The sequence below is a fragment of the Lysobacter sp. P5_B12 genome, from assembly GCF_056400425.1.
Window position 1 is genome coordinate 364,458 of the sequence record NZ_JBFULG010000002.1, and the last position, 19,798, is coordinate 384,255.

General features: G+C 66.6%; 16 protein-coding genes. 7 read left to right on the forward strand and 9 right to left on the reverse strand.

Annotated features, from left to right (window positions below):
* Together AC1DOM_RS05175 and AC1DOM_RS05180 are read right to left on the reverse strand one after the other, a co-directional pair.
* Window positions 1–1,866 carry a DUF3604 domain-containing protein gene (locus AC1DOM_RS05175; RefSeq protein ID WP_498961288.1) on the reverse strand — a complete coding sequence of 622 codons (1,866 nt, stop codon included), beginning with the start codon at window positions 1,864–1,866 and terminating at the stop codon, window positions 1–3.
* A 227-nt stretch (window positions 1,867–2,093) separates the two neighbouring features.
* The gene (locus AC1DOM_RS05180) at window positions 2,094–2,594 is read right to left on the reverse strand and encodes a hypothetical protein (RefSeq protein WP_498960884.1); all 501 of its coding nucleotides are present in this window, start codon (window positions 2,592–2,594) and stop codon (window positions 2,094–2,096) included.
* Between the two features lie 440 nt (window positions 2,595–3,034).
* On the opposite strand from AC1DOM_RS05180, the gene AC1DOM_RS05185 reads away from it, so the two are divergent.
* Window positions 3,035–4,630, forward strand: coding sequence for a M20/M25/M40 family metallo-hydrolase (locus AC1DOM_RS05185; protein ID WP_498960886.1), 1,596 nt, complete (start codon window positions 3,035–3,037; stop codon window positions 4,628–4,630).
* A gap of 34 nt (window positions 4,631–4,664) precedes the next feature.
* Here the strand turns inward: AC1DOM_RS05185 and AC1DOM_RS05190 are convergent, their stop codons facing one another.
* Window positions 4,665–5,357 carry a response regulator gene (locus AC1DOM_RS05190; protein WP_498960888.1) on the reverse strand — a complete coding sequence of 231 codons (693 nt, stop codon included), beginning with the start codon at window positions 5,355–5,357 and terminating at the stop codon, window positions 4,665–4,667.
* Window positions 5,354–6,805 (reverse strand): sensor histidine kinase, encoded by a 1,452-nt coding sequence (locus AC1DOM_RS05195; protein WP_498960890.1) that lies wholly within the window; start codon window positions 6,803–6,805, stop codon window positions 5,354–5,356. Before AC1DOM_RS05195 ends, AC1DOM_RS05190 begins: the two co-directional genes overlap by 4 nt.
* 143 nt (window positions 6,806–6,948) lie before the next feature.
* Between AC1DOM_RS05195 and AC1DOM_RS05200 the strand changes: the two genes are divergently transcribed.
* Window positions 6,949–8,853: a potassium transporter Kup gene (locus AC1DOM_RS05200; protein WP_498960892.1), complete on the forward strand. Its 1,905-nt coding sequence runs from the start codon at window positions 6,949–6,951 to the stop codon at window positions 8,851–8,853.
* Between the two features lie 5 nt (window positions 8,854–8,858).
* On the opposite strand, the gene AC1DOM_RS05205 is transcribed toward AC1DOM_RS05200, so the two are convergent.
* Complete coding sequence (locus AC1DOM_RS05205) at window positions 8,859–10,112, reverse strand: PQQ-dependent sugar dehydrogenase (RefSeq protein WP_498961290.1); 1,254 nt, start codon at window positions 10,110–10,112, stop codon at window positions 8,859–8,861.
* Between the two features lie 41 nt (window positions 10,113–10,153).
* Window positions 10,154–10,591 carry a DUF2231 domain-containing protein gene (locus AC1DOM_RS05210; RefSeq protein WP_498960894.1) on the reverse strand — a complete coding sequence of 146 codons (438 nt, stop codon included), beginning with the start codon at window positions 10,589–10,591 and terminating at the stop codon, window positions 10,154–10,156.
* Between the two features lie 171 nt (window positions 10,592–10,762).
* Here AC1DOM_RS05210 and rnk point away from each other — a divergent pair, with 171 nt between their 5' ends.
* The 3 genes from rnk (at window position 10,763) to AC1DOM_RS05225 (ending at window position 12,842) form a co-directional block, all read left to right on the forward strand.
* Window positions 10,763–11,143, forward strand: a complete 381-nt coding sequence (rnk, locus tag AC1DOM_RS05215; RefSeq protein WP_498960896.1) for a nucleoside diphosphate kinase regulator — start codon at window positions 10,763–10,765, stop codon at window positions 11,141–11,143.
* Between the two features lie 32 nt (window positions 11,144–11,175).
* Window positions 11,176–12,039 carry a 4,5-DOPA-extradiol-dioxygenase gene (gene ygiD / locus AC1DOM_RS05220; RefSeq protein WP_498960898.1) on the forward strand — a complete coding sequence of 288 codons (864 nt, stop codon included), beginning with the start codon at window positions 11,176–11,178 and terminating at the stop codon, window positions 12,037–12,039.
* A gap of 83 nt (window positions 12,040–12,122) precedes the next feature.
* On the forward strand, window positions 12,123–12,842 hold the full coding sequence (locus AC1DOM_RS05225; protein ID WP_498960900.1) for a response regulator transcription factor: 720 nt from the start codon (window positions 12,123–12,125) through the stop codon (window positions 12,840–12,842).
* Here the strand turns inward: AC1DOM_RS05225 and AC1DOM_RS05230 are convergent.
* The gene (locus AC1DOM_RS05230) at window positions 12,839–14,206 is read right to left on the reverse strand and encodes a sensor histidine kinase (protein ID WP_498960902.1); all 1,368 of its coding nucleotides are present in this window, start codon (window positions 14,204–14,206) and stop codon (window positions 12,839–12,841) included. The genes AC1DOM_RS05225 and AC1DOM_RS05230 overlap by 4 nt on opposite strands.
* A gap of 152 nt (window positions 14,207–14,358) precedes the next feature.
* On the opposite strand from AC1DOM_RS05230, the gene AC1DOM_RS05235 reads away from it, so the two are divergent.
* Together AC1DOM_RS05235 and AC1DOM_RS05240 are read left to right on the forward strand one after the other, a co-directional pair.
* The gene (locus AC1DOM_RS05235; RefSeq protein WP_498960904.1) at window positions 14,359–16,182 is read left to right on the forward strand and encodes a YadA-like family protein; all 1,824 of its coding nucleotides are present in this window, start codon (window positions 14,359–14,361) and stop codon (window positions 16,180–16,182) included.
* A 25-nt stretch (window positions 16,183–16,207) separates the two neighbouring features.
* Window positions 16,208–18,061, forward strand: coding sequence for a S8 family peptidase (locus AC1DOM_RS05240; RefSeq protein WP_498960906.1), 1,854 nt, complete (start codon window positions 16,208–16,210; stop codon window positions 18,059–18,061).
* 53 nt (window positions 18,062–18,114) lie between these two features.
* On the opposite strand, the gene AC1DOM_RS05245 is transcribed toward AC1DOM_RS05240, so the two are convergent.
* Entirely contained in the window at window positions 18,115–18,891 is a 777-nt protein-coding gene (locus AC1DOM_RS05245) for a metal ABC transporter permease (RefSeq protein WP_498960908.1), read from the reverse strand.
* Window positions 18,888–19,784 (reverse strand): metal ABC transporter substrate-binding protein, encoded by an 897-nt coding sequence (locus AC1DOM_RS05250; RefSeq protein ID WP_498960910.1) that lies wholly within the window; start codon window positions 19,782–19,784, stop codon window positions 18,888–18,890. Before AC1DOM_RS05250 ends, AC1DOM_RS05245 begins: the two co-directional genes overlap by 4 nt.
* Between the last annotated feature and the right edge of the window lie 14 nt (window positions 19,785–19,798).

The window sequence follows — 19,798 nt, forward strand, 5'->3', positions numbered from 1 at the left end:
TTATCGGGCTCCCGCGATGGGCGTGTACCAGATCGGCGAAGTGAAGCCGCGTTCCTGCAGCGTCATCTGCACCGAGGCCGGCATCTTCGAATGGAAGCGCACGACGTCGTAGGCGGTCCAGCGCGGCGTCGGGATTTCGAGCACGCGCACGTAGTAGACGGCGCGCACGCGCGGGTCGAAATCCGGATCGGTCCATGCGGTCACCAGCTCCGGTGCGCCGATGGTGTTCTTGTACGTCGCCGTCTTCAGGTCGACGGTGCTGCCCACATCGGGCAGGTTTCCCGCGGCGTCGGGCTTGCGGTCGCCCGACCATTTCACGTCGTACACCTTTTCGTAGGTTTGCCCGTCGACACCCACCCAGCCCTTGATCACCGAGACGCGATCGAGGTTCGCGCCGTCGGCGTCCTTCATCGCCGCGATGAGGAAGGTCGGCGCCTTCGCGCGCTGCGGCGAAGCGGACAGATCGCCGCCCATCGGCACGCCCCTGGCGTAACCGTTCGCGACGAGATCCTTCAAGTCGGCGTTGCTGAAGTTGAAGCCGCCGAAGAAACGCAGGGTCATGCGCGATCCCGTGGTCGCGAAGGTTTCGCGGCGTTGCATCGCATCCCACAGGGCTTCGCGCGTATTCGCGGTGGCCCAGACGCCCATGTAGCCCGCCGACACCATGTCCGAACCGTGTTTCGCAGCCGGACCGGCACCGAGCACCGTCGGCTCCCAGCGCGTGGCCGAGGGCTCGACGCCGCGGAACTTGCCCCAGAAATTGTCTTCCTCGGCGGTGGGCATGCCGGTGTGCGTGTCGGTCGCCGCATTCGCGCCGAGCTTGAAGGGATTGACGCCGAGCTGGCGTTCCAGCCGCAGGCCCGACTTCAAGGCTTCGCGCCAATACTCGGTGCGCAACATGCCGGCCTGCTTGGGCAAGCCGACCAGGTTGCCGGCATCCCACAGATCCCAATTGGCATACGCATCCTTCGGTGACAGGCTGGGATGGCTTTCGCTCTGGCCCTTGATCTGCACCAGTTCGAACAGGCGTTCCCAACGCGCGCGCGTGGCCGCGTATTCCGGCGTCAACGGACGGCCATCGAAACGCTGTTCTTCGAACATGCGGCCGTTGGACAGATTGCCGTTATGCGGGATCGCGAGCACCTTGCCACCGGTCTTGTGCTCGTAGGCTTCCATCCACGCCCACAGCGTTTCGGGATCCTGGCTTTCGAAGGTGGTCAGCGGCAGCATCTGCTTCGCCTTGTCGGCGCCGTCGCGATAGATGATGTTGCGATGCAGGTTGTTGCCGCCGTTGGCGTTGACGGTCCACTCGTAACCGATGAACGCGGTGAACTTGCCGGGCGCGTTGTAACGATCGGCGATGGCGATGGTTTTCTCCCATGCCGAGCCCATCCATTTGGGATCTTCCATCACCTTCGGCGTCTGGCCGTTGGCCTGGTGGCGAATCAGGTCCATCGCCGCTTCGTGCGTGCGATGTTCATCGCCGCTGCGCAGCGCATCCGACCAACCGCGGACGACCGGGTCGGCCATCATCTCGGGATTGCGCGCGATGACTTCGCTGATCGTGCCCATGCCGTCGGAGTGATCGGTGATCGCCATCCAGTCGAGCGGGCGCTTGAGCTTCGCGGGGCGCCCGGTATTCGACGTGATCTCATCGCCGCGCGCCAGGCGGAAGGCATCCTCGGGCGTGGTGATCACGCCTTCGGTCCCTGCATCGACGGACCAGCCGGTGTGCACGTGCGTGTCGCCGAAGTAGGCGCGCGTGGGATAAACGGTGGTGGCGACCGACTGCGATTTCGCTGCGGGAATGTCGGTGTTCGTGGGGTCTGCCTCGGGCGTCGGCGTGCATGCGGACAGGACCAGCACGAGGGGCAAGGATCTGATCAGCGCTCGCAAGGGATGGGGTGCCTTCGGGGCGCGCAGGGAATCCGACATGATGTCGCTCTTCGAACGGTGTTTTGACATCTAATGCCGTGTCCTGGAGAAAAGCGAACGAGGCATTTCTTGCGTGAGACGCTTCGGATTCGCAGCAGGGACCGATGCCTCTTGCATCCGCTTCCAATCGTCCTCACGAACCCGCGACACGCGCCGTTTTAAAGAAGGCGCACGCGAAAACCGGAGGGCACGGCAATGCCACGCGGCGACAAGTCTTCGTACTCACCCAAGCAGCGGCGCCAGGCCGCGCACATCGAGGAATCGGAAAAGAAGGAAGGCCGCTCGACCGCCGCGGCCGAACGCATCGCGTGGGCGACCGTCAACAAACAGGACGGCGGCGCGAAGGGTCGGAAGACCGCGAAGAAGGCGACCAAGACGGCCGCCAAGAAAGCGACAAAGAAGTCGACGAAAAAAGCGGTGAAGAAATTCCCCGCGAAGAAGACGACAAAAAAGGCCGTGAAGAAAGCGACGAAGAAAACCACCGCCCGCAAGTCCGCGACGAAGAAGTCGACTGGACGCAAGTCGGCGACGAAGAAATCGACCGCACGCACGACGGCGAAGAAAGCCGCGCGCAAGTCGCCCGCCCGCAAGACATCGCGCAAGGCGACAAAGAAGCGCGCCCGCAAGTCGGCGTAGAACCAGTCGCTGCGCCGCTTCACCCGTCAAATCGCCGCGAAGGCGCCGATGCCCGAGAGAGGACATCGCGGTTGCGAGGACCAGCACCCACGCGACTCGCGATGTCCTCGACGGGCGAGGCGCCGGCCCGTCTGGTGTGCTGGCTGTAGGCGCGCAGCGATCAATTCGCGACGACAACACTCACCAGATTGCTGTCGCGCATAACAAATGGCTACGCGCGGTGGTCGTCGCGTTGGAGGGCCTCATTGCGGAGCGTGAGCTCTTGCGGAGCAATGAGGCCCTTCAATGCGGCGGCGCGCCGCGCAATTCTGGTGGCGCCGACCACAACCCATCCGACGACCCATCTGCGCACCCCTCGGCGCTATACGTGACCATTTCCCAGCCCACCATGACTGATGGGCCAGCGGCCACGGCGCCCCCAATGGCAGACTCGACGCTTTGCCGGGTTCCCAGGGGAATTGCAATGAAGCGAGTGCTGGTGGCGGCCGTGGCCGCCATGCTGGTCGGCGGTGTGCACGCCGAGGAAAACATCGACCTGGCCGTGACAGGTCGCATCCGGCAGGAAGCCTTCACCCATTCGCAGGTGCTGCCGCTGCTTACGCACCTGACCGAACAGATCGGCCCCCGCCTCACCAACTCCCCCGCGATGGCGCAGGCCAACGCCTGGACCCGCTCGAAGTTCAATGAATGGGGCCTGGCGAACGTCCACGACGAAGCCATGACCGACGCCTTCGGCCGCGGCTGGGAATTCCGCTCGGCCAGCGTCGAAATGCTCAGCCCCCGCGCCTTCCCGCTGCACGCACTGCCGAAAGCCTGGACGCCCGGAACCAACGGTCCGGTCGAAGGCGATGCCTTCGCCGCCAAGCTCGAATCGAAGGCGGACCTTGAAAAGTTCAAGGGCAAGCTGAAAGGCAAGATCGTCTTCATCGCCGATGCGCGCGCCTACAAGCCGGGCGAGAAAGCCGACTGGACGCGCGAGACCGACGAAACACTCGGCGCCATGAAGTCGCTGGAAGTCCCGGCCGACCAGACGCCCGAGTCCCGCGAAGAAGCGCGCGAACGCCGCCGCAAGCGCATCGAATTCACCCCGCTGCTCAACCAGTTCCTCGTCGACGAAGGCGCGATCGCCGCGATCAGCCCGAGCGGCTGGGACAACGGCATCCTGATCGTCACCGGCGGCGGTTCGCGCAAGGCGGGCGAATCGGTCGGCGTGCCGTCGCTGTCGATGTCCCTGGAAAACTACAACAACGTGATGCGCGCGCTCGGCCGCAATGAAACCGTGCGCCTGCGCGTCAACGTCGATGCGAATTTCACCAGCGACGCCGATCAACCGGCGTACAACACCATCGCCGAAATCCCCGGCACCGGCCCCCACCGCAACGAAGTGGTGATGATCGGCGCGCACATGGATTCCTGGCACGCAGGCACGGGCGCGGCCGACAACGGCGCGGGCGTGGCGGTGATGATGGAAGCCATGCGCATCCTCAAGGCGGTCGGCGCGAAGCCGGATCGCACGATCCGCGTCGCGCTGTGGACCGGCGAAGAACAAGGCCTGTTGGGTTCGGCGGATTACGTGTCCCGCCACTTCGGCAAGTACCCCGACCCGACCGACCCGCAGGAGAAGGCGATGCCGCTCTCGCTGCGCAAGGTCAAGGGCACGCTGCAGCCCACGCGCGATTACGGCAACCTCGCCGCGTATTTCAACCTCGACAACGGCGGCGGCAAGATCCGCGGCGTGTACGCGCAGGAAAACATGGCGGCGGCGCCGATTTTCGAAGCGTGGCTCAAGCCCTTCAACGACGTCGGCGCGACGATCGTCACCCAGCGCACCACCGGCAGCACCGACCACATTTCCTTCGACAATATCGGCCTGCCCGGCTTCCAGTTCGTGCAGGACGACCTGGACTACTTCACCAACGTCCACCACACCGACCTGGACGTGCTCGACCACATCGCGCCGGAGGATCTGAAGCAGGCCTCCGCGATCGTGGCCGCGTTCGCCTACAACGCGGCGATGCGCGCGCAGAAGTTGCCGCGCAAGGCGTTGACGGAAAACTGAGTGTCCGAGTGGCGCGCGCGCCGGGGGCCGCGCGTCACGGTGAGACGAACCGGAGCCCGACCCCGGGCTCGGTCGCGAGCCAGCGCGGATGCGCGGCGTCATCGCCGAGTTTCTGGCGCAGCTTTGCAAGCAGGACGCGCAGGTAATGCGCGTCCTGCTGGTGCGTCGGGCCCCAGATCTCGCGCAACAGTTGCGGCTGGGTGACCACGCGCCCTGCATGCCTGACCAGGAACGCGAGCAGCGCATATTCCTTGCGCGACAGGGCGATGAGTTCACCGTGCAGGCGCACTTCGCGGCGCGCGAGATCCACTTGCAGCACGCCATCGTCGAAGACCGGCGGCAGCGCACCTTCCGGCAATGCCTGGGTCCGCAACAACGCGCGCAGGCGCGCCATCAACTCCTGCACGCCGAAGGGCTTGGTGACGTAGTCGTTCGCGCCGGCATCCAGCGCGGTGACTTTTTCCGCTTCGTCGTCGCGCGCGGTCAGGACGAGGACCGGGACCTTCGACCATTCGCGCAGATCGGCCAGGACCTGCAGCCCATCGCGATCGGGCAACCCGAGGTCGAGGATCACCAGGTCGACGCCTTGCGTGGCGAGCGCTTCCAGGCCCGCGTGCGCGTCCGCTGCGTGCAGCACCTGGTAGCCCTGGGCGCGCAGGCTGATGTCGAGGAAACGGCGGATCTGCGGTTCGTCGTCGATGACCAGGATGCGGGCAGCGGTGTTCATGCCGACGTCGCCTTGACGGGTTGCAGCAATGGCAGGGTGATGCGCATCGTCGTGCCGCGCCCATCGATGCCATCGAGTGCGACAAGCGTACCGCCATGCGCCGCCACCATGCCGCGGCTGATCCCCAGCCCGAGGCCGGTGCCTTCGCGCTCGCGGTCCCCGCGCGCGACGCTGTAGAACAGATCGAAAACGCGCTCGCGTTCGTCCGCGGGAATGCCGGGGCCCGCGTCCGTCACATCGATGCGCAGCGCGCGCGTACCGTCATGACCCGGCACTTCACGCGCATCGACGCGTACCGGCGCACTTGGTGGCGAAAATCCCGCCGCATTGTCGAGCACGTTCAACAACGCCTGCTCGATCAGCGCGGGCTGCACCCACACCGGGCCGATGTCGCCCGCGACCGCGACGTCCACGCGCACGCCCGGATGACTGCGTTGCAGGCGGCCGATCGCGGCCCCGATCAATTCGTCGACGCCGATCCAGTCGCGTTTCGGAGCGATGCCGTGCCCCACGCGCGTCATGTCGAGCAGGTTGCGGATGAAGCGCTCCAGCCGCAGCCCTTCTTCGCGAACCGTGTCGACCAGGCTGCGCCGGTCCTGGTCGCCCATCGCATCGCCATACAACGCCAGCGTATCGGCCGCACCGATCATCGCCGACAGCGGCGTGCGCAGGTCGTGCGAGACCGACGACAGCAATGCGCTGCGCAGCCGTTCCCGTTCCACTTCCATGCGTTGGGATTCCACCGCCGCGGCGAGGCGAACGCGAAGCAAGGCCTGCGCGACGTCGTTCGCCATCGCACGCGCGAGGGCGCGCTGGCCGTCGTCGATGTCGGCGACCGGATCGCGCAACTTGATTCCGATGGTGCCGAGCACGCCTTCGGCCGATTGCAACGGCAGGAACCACCAGCCATGGTCGTCGGTACCGCTGCCGATGCCCACGCGCGCTTCGTCCGGCGATTCGGTGCGCACCCAGGTTTCCGCGTCGAGGCTTCCCTCGAACGCATGATGCGCGGCCTGCAGGATCGCGTTCTCGTCGTTCGCCATGCCCAGGCGTTGCGAGAGTTCCTGGCGTGCGGCGATGTGCCGCCCCGTCGTGCGCAAGGCGTCGACCTGCATCGCCAGGCGCGCGGCCATGCGCCCGGCGATCAGGGCTGCGGCGAGGAACAACACGACCGTCGCGATGCCGTGCTGTGCATCGATGTAAAGCGAATAACGCGGCGCGATGAAAAAGAAGTTGTACGCCAGGAAGCAGAGCAAGGCCGCGAGCGCGGCGGGGCCGGTGTGGGTGCGCGCGGCGACCAGCAGGACGACCAGCATGAAGACCAGCGAGAGGTCGTCGATGCCCAGGAAACGTTCGGCCAATGCGGCCACGCCAACGCCGACGGCCGTGCCGAGCACGGCCAGGACGTAACCACGTGAATCGCGCTTGCGGGCCTGGGCGCTGGGCATGGCGGGATTGTGGCGCTTGCAGGCGGCCGGTGCAGCGGGCGGCATCGAGAATTGACGAAGAATTGATGCCGGCGACGGGCCCAGGGGATTCAGCCGTGACGCCCTTCGGACGAACACTGGCGGCACGAGGCCAGGCCCCCCCGATGAACACCACCACCCTCCCGCAAGCGCAGCAACCCACGTCGCGATCCCGCTTCGGCACCCTGCTGCTCGGCGCCATCGGCGTGGTGTTCGGCGATATCGGCACGAGCCCGCTGTACACGATCAAGGAAGCCTTCTCGCCGCACTACGGACTGACGCCCGACGTGGCGACGGTGCTCGGGATTCTGTCCCTGGTGTTCTGGTCGCTGGTGATCGTCGTCACCGTCAAGTACGTCGCCGTGATTATGCGCGTGGACAACAACGGCGAAGGCGGCATCATGGCCCTCACCGCGCTGGCGCAACGCTCCCTGTCGAAGACCTCGCGCGCCGCGTATGTCGTCGGCATCCTCGGGGTGTTCGGCGCTGCACTGTTCTTCGGCGACGGCGTGCTGACGCCGGCGATCTCGGTGTTGTCCGCGGTCGAGGGCCTGCAGGTGGCGACGCCGGCGTTCTCGCATTGGGTGTTGCCGCTGACCATCGGCGTGTTAGTCGTCCTGTTCGCAACGCAGCGCTTCGGCACCGAGGGTGTCGGCAAGGCGTTCGGTCCCGTGATCGTCGCGTGGTTCCTCGCACTCGCGGCGATCGGCGTGTCCAACATCGCCGGTCATCCCGATGTGTTGCGCGCGCTCAATCCCTGGTGGGGCATGCGCTTCTTCCTCGATCACGGGCCGCACGGCATGTTCATCCTCGGCGCAGTGGTCCTGGCCGTGACGGGCGGCGAAGCCTTGTACGCGGACATGGGTCACTTCGGACGGCGGCCGATCCAGTACGCATGGAACTTGCTCGTGTTGCCCGCGCTGACGATCAACTACCTGGGCCAGGGCGCACTGCTGCTCCACGACGCGCGCGCGGTCGCAAATCCCTTCTACCTCGGCGTTCCGGGGTGGGCGCAGTTGCCGATGGTGGTGCTGGCGACTCTCGCGACGGTCATCGCGTCCCAGGCCGTCATCAGCGGCGCGTACTCGGCCACGCGCCAGGCCATCCTGCTCGGCTACCTGCCGCGCATGGACATCCGCCACACCTCGCACGCGACGATCGGGCAGATCTACATTCCGTCGATCAACTGGCTGCTGATGCTGTGCACGATCGGCACGGTGCTGGCCTTCGGCAATTCGACCGCCCTGGCGACGGCGTACGGTGTTTCGGTCACCGGCACGATGCTGATCACCAGCATCCTGCTCATCGTCGCCGTGCGCCATCGCGCTTCGATGCCGCACGCGGTGTTCTGGCCGTTGGCGGCCCTGTTCGTGCTCGTCGACGTCGCGTTCCTGTCGGCGAACCTGGTCAAGTTCCTGGATGGCGCGTGGTTCCCGCTGTTGCTCGGCGTCGCCGTCTTCGTGCTGCTGCGGACGTGGTCGCGCGGTCGCCAGTTGTTGAATGCGCAGATGCGCGAAGAAGGGCCCACGCTCGACACGTTCCTGCCGGGCCTGATGCTCGCCCCGCCCTTGCGCGTGCCGGGCACCGCGGTGTTCCTCACCACGCAGGCCAATCTCGTGCCGAAGGCCTTGCTGCACAACCTCAAGCACAACAAGGTGCTGCACGAACGCAACGTGTTGCTGACGGTGGAAACGCTCGAAGTCCCGCATGTGGCGCCGGCCGACCGCCTGCAACTGCACACCATCGGCGAAGACTTCCACCAGGCCACCGTGCGCTTCGGCTTCATGGAAACGCCGGACGTCCCGATGGCGCTGATGCGTTCGACCGATGCCGGCGGCCCGGTCTTCGACCCGATGGACACGACCTATTTCGCCAGCCGCGAATCGGTGGTCGCTGCCCGGCGGCACGGCATGCCGACCTGGCGCGACAACGTGTTCCGGTTCCTGCATCGCAACGCGACGCCGGCGACGGATTTCTTCCGCATCCCGGGCACGCGCTTGATCGAGTTGGGATCGCGCGTGGAGATCTGACGCACTCAGTGCGCCGGCACCACGCGCCAGATCGTGTTGGACAGATCGTCGGCGACAATCAATGCGCCGCGCGGATCCACGCTCACGCCGACCGGCCGGCCGCGCGTCATGCCGTCGCCGCCGCGGAATCCTGTGACGAAGTCGATCGGCGCGCCCGACGGGCGCCCGTCGCGGAACGGCACGAAGACGACCTTGTAACCCACCGGATCGTGGCGGTTCCAACTGCCGTGCTCGCCGACGAACACACCATCGGCGAATTGCGCACCCATCGACGGCTTCGAAAACGCGACGCCGAGTGCGGCGACATGCGATCCAAGGCCATAGTCGGGAACGATCGCGGAGGCGACTTTCTTCGGATCCGGCGGTTGCACGCGCGGATCGACGTTGTGGCCCCAGTAGCTGTAAGGCCAACCGTAGAAGCCGCCTTCGCGCACCGAAGTCAGATAATCGGGCACGAGGTTCGGGCCGAGCTCGTCGCGTTCGTTCACGACGGTCCACAAGCGCCCGGTCCCCGGTTGGATCGCCAGCGCCGTGGGATTGCGCAGGCCGGTCGCGTACGGCCGATGCGCGCCCGTCGTCGCATCCACTTCCCAGATGCGCGCGCGGTCGGCTTCGAGCGACATGCCGCGCTCGGTGATGTTGCTGTTCGATCCGATGCCCACGTAAAGCAAGCGACCATCCGCGCTCGCCGCGAGGGATTTGGTCCAGTGATGGTTGACCGCCGACGGCAAGTCGGTGAGCTTGACCGGCGGCGCGCTCGCGCGCGTTTGCCCGTCGTGGTAATCGAACCGGACCAGCGAATCCTGGTTGGCGACGTACAACCGCGCGCCGACGAGCGCGAGCCCATAGGGCGCGTTGAGGTCGCCGGCGAAGATCGTCTTGAGTTCGTATTTGCCGTCGCCGTCCGCGTCGCGCAGCAGCGTGAGGCGATTGCCGCCTTTCACATGCGTGGTGCCCTTCGCCTTGATGTAGCCGGCGATGATGTCCTTGGGGCGCAACTTGGGTTCGCCCGCACCACCGCGTCCTTCGGCCACGAGGATGTCGCCGTTGGGCAGGATCAGGGTCTGGCGCGGAATCGCGAGATCGGTGGCGATGGCCGTGATCGTGTAACCGGCCGGAACCGTCGGCCGCGCGTTGCCCCACTGCGCGGGGTTGGCGATCTTCATGTCGGGAAGCAGCCCGCCCTGTTGTTCGGGCAGCTTCGGGTTCGGCCCGACTTGCGCGACGTCGGGGTCGTTGCCGCCGCCGCACGCGGTCATCACGGTCGCAGAGAGCACGACGAGGGAAAACACGACGCGACTCATGGACTCAGGCTCCGGTCGAAACGCGCGAATCCCAACCAGGTCGCGATGAGCGCGAGTGCGAGCACGACGATCGAAAGCACGAATCCCATCGGCATGACCGCCCACGCATCCCTGGCATGCACGAACGCGTCGATCAATCCGATCACCCACGTCGCCACCAGCACGAGCAGCGCGAGGGACTGCAGACCACGACGACGACGGCCCGCAGCGCGCGCGAAATCCAGGAGCGCGCAAACGATCGCCAGCGCGCCGAACACCAGGCCGCCTGCGAGCAACCACGAAGAAAAGTTGCTCCACTGCATTTCGTACGTCTTCGTATACGCGTAATCGCTCAGCACCGCGCCGAGGAAGGGCGACACCATCGCGGCGAGGAAAAAGGYGTGCGCCGGGTGCGGTGGCGCGGGGCGTATCGGATCGACCGACGTGGAGGCCATGGGGGTTTCCTTTCGATCCCCGTACCTTCCGACCGACTCCGTGTATGAGGCGTGTTGTCGCGCGCGAACTCAGCCGTCGCGTTGACCTTTCGCGCGCGCCGGACTACGTTGGGTGCATTGTCGAGGCAGGGCGAAGGCCGCTGCCTCTTTTTTACGTTCCGGAGATTTGCCGTGGCTGCGACGCCGAACATCGTTGTATCGACAAAGGACGCTTCCCGACTGGAAGCCTTGCTGGCATCGGCGCAGGCCGACGATGTCGCCCACGACCTCGAAGCCGAATTGGCGCGCGCGGAATATCGCGAGCCCGACCAGATGCCCGAGGGCGTCGTCAGGATGGGTTCGCAGGTGCGCTGCATCGATGAAACCACGGGCGACGAACATGCGCTGACGCTGGCCTATCCGCGCGACGCGGATTTCGCCGCGGGCCGCGTGTCGATCCTCGCGCCCGTCGGCGCGGCCTTGCTGGGCCTGCGCGTCGGGCAGACGATCCAGTGGGCGCTGCCGGGCGGACGCACGACGCGCCTCACGGTCGCGGCGGTCACGAACGACTGAGCAAGCGGTTGGCGCAGGGCGGAGGGTTCGACATGGCAGACAACATGCAGATGCCCGCGGTCTTCCTCGGCCATGGCAGCCCGATGAATGCCCTCGAACGCAACCGCTACTCCGATGCATGGCGTGCGGTCGGCACATGCGTGCCCCGGCCGCGCGCGATCCTGATGGTCTCCGCGCACTGGTACGTCAACGCCACCGCGGTGACGGCGATGGCACGCCCGAAAACCATCCACGATTTCTTCGGCTTCCCGCAGGCCTTGTTCGACGTGCGATACCCGGCGCCGGGTTTGCCGGAACTCGCCGAGGAAGTCGCCGACGCCGTGCATCCGGAATACGTCGGCGCCGACCACGACAGCTGGGGCCTGGACCACGGTACGTGGTCGGTGCTGGTGCACGCATTCCCGGATGCCGACATTCCCGTCGTGCAGCTGTCGATCAATGCCGCCAAGCCTGCCGACCATCACCTCGCGTTGGGCGCGAAGCTCGCGGCCTTGCGCGAACGCGGCGTGCTGGTGATGGGCAGCGGCAATGTCGTGCACAACCTGCGTGCGATGGATCGCAACGCGAAGGACGCAGGTTTCGACTGGGCGAAACGGTTCAACGAGAAGGCCATCGAGATTGCGACCTCCGCGCCGGATCGCGCTGCGTCGCTCGTCGGCGACGCGGATTTCCTGCGCGTCGCGCCGACGCCCGAACACTTCCTGCCCTTCCTTTACATCGCCGGCTTCGGTGCGCAGACGCGGCAACCACTGGAGGTATTGGTCGACGGGTATGCGTTCGGCTCCCTGTCGATGACCTCGTATCTGGTCGGCATGGAACGGCCCGCGAGCGATCACAATGCCGGCGGCTCCGCGCCGCTGGGCAGCAGCGCGCCGCCCGAGGACGCGAATATCTGAGGGCGGTTTTTACGCTACCCTGCGGCCATCGGACACCCAGCGTTCGACCCTTGGCGACGACCATCAAACCCACCCACCAGCCGATGAATGACGCCGCGCGCGTCCTCGTTCGCGTCGCGGTGCTCGAAGACGACGACGCGTTGCGGGAATCGTTCCTGCTGCCCACCTTGCGCGACTACGGTTTCGATGTCGCGGGCGCGGCGACCGCGGCCGAGCTCTATCGTCGGATGGTCGGAAAGACGTTCGACATCGTGCTGCTCGACATGGGCCTGCCGGACGAAGACGGCCTGGAGGTCATCCAACATCTGCGCGCGTCCCTGCCCGGCCTCGGCATCGTCATGCTCACCGCGAGCAGCGGCGCCGACAAGCATGTGCGCGCACTGTCCAATGGTGCCGATGCCTTCCTGGCCAAGCCGGTCGACGGCGAAGTGCTGGCGGCCACGCTGCACAGTCTTTCGCGGCGGATGACGTCGACATCGACGTCGGCGAACGTCGCACCGGCCGAGCCGGGTCGCTGGCGGCTGGAGACCAACGACTGGTGCCTGGTCGCACCCAATGGCACGTTGCTGGCACTGACGGCGCCGGAACGCTGCGTGCTTCAACTGTTGTTTGCCGCGGCCGGAGAACCGGTCGAACGGGAAGCATTGGTGACGGCGCTGGCCGGGAGCGATCGCGACTTCGATGCACGCCGGCTCGATGCGTTGGTGCATCGCCTGCGGCGCAAGGCCGAGGTGCAGGCCGGCACGACGCTGCCGTTGGTGGCGACGCGCGGCGTCGGGTTCCTGTTCGCAGCTTCGAGCTAGTCCTCGACGCGCGGCAACCGGATCGCGAACGTCGTGCCGTTCGCGTCGCTGCTTGCCACGCGGATCGAACCGCCCAGTTGCTGGATCAGATCCTGCGTCACCGCCAGGCCCAGGCCGGTCCCGCTTCCCGCGGGCTTGGTGGTGTAGAACGGTTCGAAGACGCGTTCGCGCACCGCATCCGGCATGCCGCCGCCGCTGTCGGAAAACGTGAGTTCGATGGCCTCGTGCGAACGCTTCGCGCTCACCGTGAAGCGTCCGCCGTCGGGCATCGCGTCGCGCGCATTCGCCGCGATGTTCAGCGCCATCAACTCGAACTGCCCGCGATCCATGCGCACGTGCAGCGTTTCGTCCGCCATGTCGAGTGAGACGCGCGTCGCCGCACCGAACAACTGGCGCAGCATCGGTTGCAGTTCGCGTAGCGCCGCAACCGCGTCGAACACTTCCGGCCGGCTGAGATCCTGCCGACTGAAGTTGAGCAACTTGCGACTGATCGACAGCGCTCGACGCACCGACAGCTCCACGCCCTCGAGTGCGTCGATCAATGCCGGCGCGCCGCGGTCGGCGATGCGTTCGCGGCCCACGGCATAGCCGAGCGCGACGTTGAGGACGTTGTCGAAATCGTGCGCGACGCCGCTGGCCACGCGCCCGACCGCTTCCAGCTTCTGCGCGTGGATCAGTTGCGCCTGCGCGCGTTCGCGCTCGGCCATTTCGCGGTGCAGGCGCTGGTTCGCGTCCGCGAGCGCACGGCTCTTGCGCTCGCTTTCGTCCAGGCTGCCGCGCAGTGCGCGGATGGTGCGATCGAGCACGATCGTGATCATCACGTACAGCAGGAACGCGGACATCGCCCAGTTCGGCGCGTATGCGGTGGTGGGCGCAACTGCCGGGCGGAACGTATCGACGAGTGCACCGAGCGCAAGCATCGCCACGAGCGACGCGAACACTTTCCACAACGCACCGCGCCCGAGCACCAGGCCGCCGATGACCAGGCACAGCACCGGATAGGTCGTGTCGATCACCAGGCCGCGCAATCCGGTTTGCAGGAACACCACGGTCAGCGACACCAGGACCGCCGCCAGGAAGCCGATCACCGCACGACGGAGCTGGCCACGGCGGATCAGCCAGATCCCGATCCATGCCGAGAAGATGATCGCCACGTCGGTGGTCGCGTTGAGCCACGTCGAAACGGCGGGCGAACGCGCCACGAAGCCCGACACGAACAGGTAGTGATACAAATTCAGCGGCAGGTACACGCCGAAGAACAGCAGGACCAACTGCATGAACGGCGCGTTCTTGCGGTCGACCGGATCGCTGATCGGCACGTCTTCGAGCCACGCGGACACGGCTAGCCAGGAACGACTGATCACGCTTCCCCTCCCCGAGGCCTGCGCCTGCATTCTGCGAAATCTGGCGAAGTTTTGCGAACAAACCGTGGATGACTTCGCCCACCCCGTTCCCCAGAGTTCGGCGGACACGGCCTTGCCCGTGCGTCTGCAATCACACCTGGGGAAACACGTCGATGAACACCTCTTTCCGCCCGGCGCCCGAGATCGCGCCGCGGCCGCTCTCGCGCAAAGCCACCAAGGCGCTCGCCATGGCGCTGGGCACGATCCTGTTCGGCAGCGCGCTGCCGGCGCTGGCGCAGTCGAAATTCGACGCCACCGGCCGCACCGATCCGGCCGACGATGCCGGTGCTTATGTCGAAGGCGAGGAAGCCACCGCCGGCGGCGAGTCGTCCAACGCCATCGGGAATGGCGCTTCTTCCTTCGGCGCCGGTGCGTTGTCGTTCGCGAACTGGGCCAGCGCCTTCGGTTTCAATGCCACCGCGCTCGGCGAAAACGCCTTGGCGATGGGATCGAACAGCTACGCCGCCGCTGCCAGCGCGACGGCGATCGGCGGCGCCTACGTCGCATGGGACGGCACGATCTATTACACGCAGGCCAACGACGTGGCGACCACGGCGGTCGGCGCCGGTGCGCGGACCGACTACGGGTTCGGCGTCGCGCTGGGGACGATGAGCTGGTCCGAAGGCTCCGGTGCGGTTGCGATCGGTGCCAACACCCACGCGATGGGCTTCTACAGCATGGCCATCGGCGGCAATTCGAGCACGACCTCACCGTTCGCGATGGCGATCGGCTCCTTCAGCGTAGCCGGTGGCTGGGAAAGCGCCGCCATCGGCAACGCGGCGCTGACGACGGATTTCTTCGGCACGGCCCTCGGCTCGACTTCGAATGCCACTGGTGTCGCCGCCACTGCGCTGGGTTCGTATTCCTTCGCCAACGGCGACGGCAACACCGCGGTCGGCTATCGCTCGACAGTGACCGATTGGAACGACGAACACGCCGACATCGGCGGCATCGTCGTCAATGGCACGGCGGTGGGCGCCGAATCCGGCGCGAACTGGGAAGGCGCAGCCCTGGGTTACAACGCCTGGGCGCGCAACACCGGCAGCGTGGCCGTCGGCGCGAACGCCTGGGCACAGACCGACCGCGGCGTCGCGATCGGGCACTTCGCACAAGTGACCAGCACGGGCACCAACAGCGTTGCGCTCGGCGCGGGTTCGGTGGCGGATCGTGCAGACAGCGTTTCGGTCGGCGCCTCCGCGGACTGGACCGACGAAGTCACCGGTGACGTGCATTCGGCGGTCGATCGCCAGATCACCAACGTGGCCGCAGGCACGCAAGGCACCGATGCGGTCAATCTCGACCAGTTGCAGGCCGTCGACACCAAGGCCGACACCGCGCTGGCCGCCGCGAACAACGCGCAGTCGACTGCGGATCTTGCGCTGAGCGCAGCAGGCACCGCGCAGGCCACGGCGGACACCGCATTGAACGTGGCCACCAATGCCGTCGATACCGCGGTGACGCAGGCCAACACCTACACCGACCAGCAGGTATCCGGCGTGGTCGACACGGCCGTGACGCAGGCGAAGGCCGTCGCCGATGCGGGCGACGCGGCAACCCTTGCGTCCGCGCGCACCTATGCGAACTCCACCGCAACCCAAACCCTGCATTCGGCCAACGCCTACACCGATGCGCGCTTCGCGGCGTGGGACGACAACCTCTCGCAGCTGCGCACCGATGTCGAACATCGCCTCGGCAAACAGGACCAGCGCATCGAACGCCAGGGTGCGATGAGCGCGGCGATGCTCAACATGGCGGTGAGCGCCGCGGGCGTGCGCACGCCCAACCGCGTCGGCGTCGGCGTCGGCGCGCAAGGCGGCGAAGCCGCGCTGTCGATCGGCTACCAGCGTGCGATCAGCGATCGCGCGACGTTGACCATCGGCGGTGCGGTGAGCGGCGAGGACAGTTCGATCGGCGTCGGTGCCGGTTTCGGTTGGTAAGCATCCATTCGAGGAAGCAGCAATCATGAAGATCCAACACATCACCCGCGTGCTGGCCTTGCTGGCCATCGCCGCATCCAGTCCGACCACGCACGCCGCGGTCGTCGCCAAGCCCAAGGTCATGCCGATGCAGGTTGCGGGAACGACCACCCGCAACTCCGCGCGCTTGATCGTGAGTTACCGCGCCAACGTGGTCGTTCCCACCGACTACGCGCGCAAACGCGCCATCGTCGAAGCGGCCGCGGCGCGTGCGAACCTGCGCACGCCGAGCGTGGGGAAGACGACGGCGCCGCTGCGTGCCATGCGCCTGCGCGCGCTCAGGAACGGGCGCGACCTGATGCGCGTCGGCCGCATGCTCAACCAGGCGGAATTGAACAGCATCGTCGCGCAGCTCAAGGCCGATCCGACCGTGCAGAGCGTCGAAGTCGATCGCATGATGCACCCGACCGCATGGTGGGATTTCAACGATCCCTACATCGCCGATCAGTGGAACCTGTACAACGAGATCGGCGGCATGCGCGCCGACGTGGCCTGGGACACCTCCAAGGGCGACGGCGTCGTCGTCGCGGACATCGACACCGGCGTGGTGCCGCATCCGGATCTCAACGCGAACCTGCTGCCCGGCTACGATTTCATCAGCGATGCCTTCGTCTCGCGCCGCGCCACCGACGACCGCGCCCCCGGCGCGCTCGACATGGGCGATTACGCCAACGGCAACTTCACCGAAACCGACGACTGCGGCCCGTACACCGGTCCGAAGGACAGCAGCTGGCACGGCAGCCACACCGCCGGCACGATCGGCGAGGTGACCAACAACGGCATCGGTGTCGCCGGCATCGCGCACAACGCGAAGGTGTTGCCGGTCCGCGTGCTGGGCCGCTGCGGCGGTTACACCTCCGACATCGCCGATGCGATCACCTGGGCGTCCGGCGGTTCGGTCGCCGGCGTGCCGAACAACCCCACGCCGGCCGAAGTGATCAACCTCAGCCTCGGCGGGTTCGGCCCGTGCGAAACCTATACGCAGGACGCGATCAACGGCGCCGTCGCGCGCGGTGTCACGGTGGTGGTCGCCGCCGGCAATTCCGCGGACGATTCGTCGCTGTATTCGCCTGCCAATTGCCAGAACGTGATCACTGTGGGCGCTTCGCGCGTCAACGGCGGCAAGGCGTCGTATTCGAACTACGGTGCGATCGTCGACATCGCGGCGCCGGGCGGCGACCCGACGGCGGACGGCCTTCCCAAGGGCTACATCCTGCAGGCCGGCAACAGCAGCCGCACCGCGCCGAACCTGGATCCGGTGACGGGCCCGGCGTACTACTACATGGCGGGCACCTCGATGGCGGCACCGCATGTCAGCGCGACGGTCGCCCTCGTGCAAAGCGCGGTGGTCGGCGCAGGCCGCGCGCCGCTGACGCCCGCCGCGATGGAAGCGCTGTTGAAGCGCAGCGCGCGTGCGTTCCCGGTGGGGATTCCCGCGCTGCAGCCGATCGGCGTCGGCCTCCTCGACGCGAGCCGTGCGCTGGCCAATGCCCTGCAACCGCCGTGCAACCCGCAAACGCAGACGTGCCTGGACGCGATCGAGTTGTTCAACAACGTCAATGCCCCGGCGCAAGGCGCGCCGACCGGTGGCGAGGTGTTGTACAAGTTCGTCGCGCAGGCGGGCGTGCCGGTTTCGTTCATGAGTTTCGGCGGCATCGGCGATGCGTCGATGTACGTCAGCTTCAATGCCGCTCCGAGCGCGGCGTCGTACCAGTTCCGCTCCGTGCGCACGGGGAACTCCGAGACCATCCGCATCACTTCGCCGCAAGCCGGAACCTACTACATCAAGTTGGTCGGCACGGTGTCGTACAGCGGGTTGACCATGGTCGCGCGGCAGTGATCATGCGCTGCGTGTAGCGAACGCGGCGGGACCAAAATCCCGCCGCGTTTTTTTCAACGTGTCGCCGGATGCATCCTGCGCACCGCCGGCACCACTTGCGCGAACAAGCCACACGCCGCGAGCAACCAGACGATCAACGCGCCGCTGGGCAAATCGAACACTGCCGACAACGCAAGGCCCAGCACGTAACCGGCGATGCCGATGACGTAGGCCGCGACCAATTGCCGTTTGCCCTTGCCACCGACCGTCGCCAACGCGGGGATGATCAGGCTGGCGAACACCAGGTACACGCCGACCAGTTGCACCGACACGGTGATCGCCAGGGCGAACGCGCCGTAGAACGCGAGCCCGCGCAAGTTGTTGCGCCGCCACCAGACGAACGCGAGCAACGCCGCCGACAACAGCGCGGCGGGCCACAACTGGTCGTAACTCACCCACAGGATCTGGCCCACCAGCAAATCCTTGAGGTGTTCCCCGCCCTGCGGATTGTTGGCGAGCAGCAACAGGCCACCGGTCGCCGCCAACACGAACAAGGTGCCAATCAGTGGTTCCTGCAACTTCGGCCAGCGCTTGTCCGTCCACGCGAGCAAACCCGCGCCCGCGAGCGCCGCGACCGCCGCGGCGATTTCCACGCCGTAGCCGTGCTCGTCCACGCCGAGGTATTGCGCGAGGATCACGCCGAGCGCAGCGACCTGCGCGATCGCCAGGTCGATGAAGATGATGCCGCGCGACAACACCTGCCGACCGAGCGGCACGTGCGTGGAAAGCACGATCAGGCCCGCGACGCACGCGGGCCCGAGGATGCTGGCGTCGAGACCGTCGAGATTCATTTGGCGGCACCCAGCAGCTTGTCGATCGTGGAGTCGTACAGGCCGAACAGATCCTTGGCCTGCGCATCGCCGCCGACGGAGAACGGCAGCACGACGACCGGCACGCCCGTGCGATCGGACAACCAATGCGCGGGCTTCGGGTCCTGGTAGGCGGCGGTGATGATCGCGTACGCGCCCGCGGCCTTCGTCGTGGCGATCAGGCTCGACAGATGACCGCTGGTCGGCGGCACGCCGGGCTTGGGTTCGAGCGCGCCGATCTGCTGCAGGCCCAGCCAAGTGTTGAGGTACACCCAGCTGATGTGGTGCACGACGACCTTCTTGCCCTTCAGCGGTGCGGCCTTCGCTTCCCAGCGCTTGATCGCGGCCTGCCAGCGCGTGGAGAAATCGGCGAGGCGCGATTGATACGTCGCCGCATTCGCCGGGTCGAGCGTGATCAGCCGCGCATCGAGCGCCTTGGCGATCTTGAGCACGCGATACGGATCGAGCTGCACGTGCGGATTGCCGCGCGGGTGCACGTCGCCGTTCGCGCGGTCGAGCGCGGTGGGACGTTCGAGCGTCTGCACCTGCTCGCTCGCCATGAAATAACCGTTGCCGCTGGCGACGCGTGCGTTGCCCGATTGCTTCAACAGCTGCGGCAGCCAACCCACTTCGAGCTCGCTGCCGGTGCAGGCGATCATGTCGGCCTGGCGCACCTTCGCGATCAGGCTGGGCTTGGCTTCGATCTGGTGGACGTCCTGCAACGCGGTGGTACCGACGCTGAGTTCGACCTTGTCGCCCGCCAGTTCGGTGACGAGCGCGCCCCATTCGGGTTCGCAGGCGAAGATTTTCGGCTTGGCGAACACGGGCGTCGCGACCAGGCCGAGCAGGAGGACACAGGCAAGTTGCTTTTTCATTTGATTTGACCTTC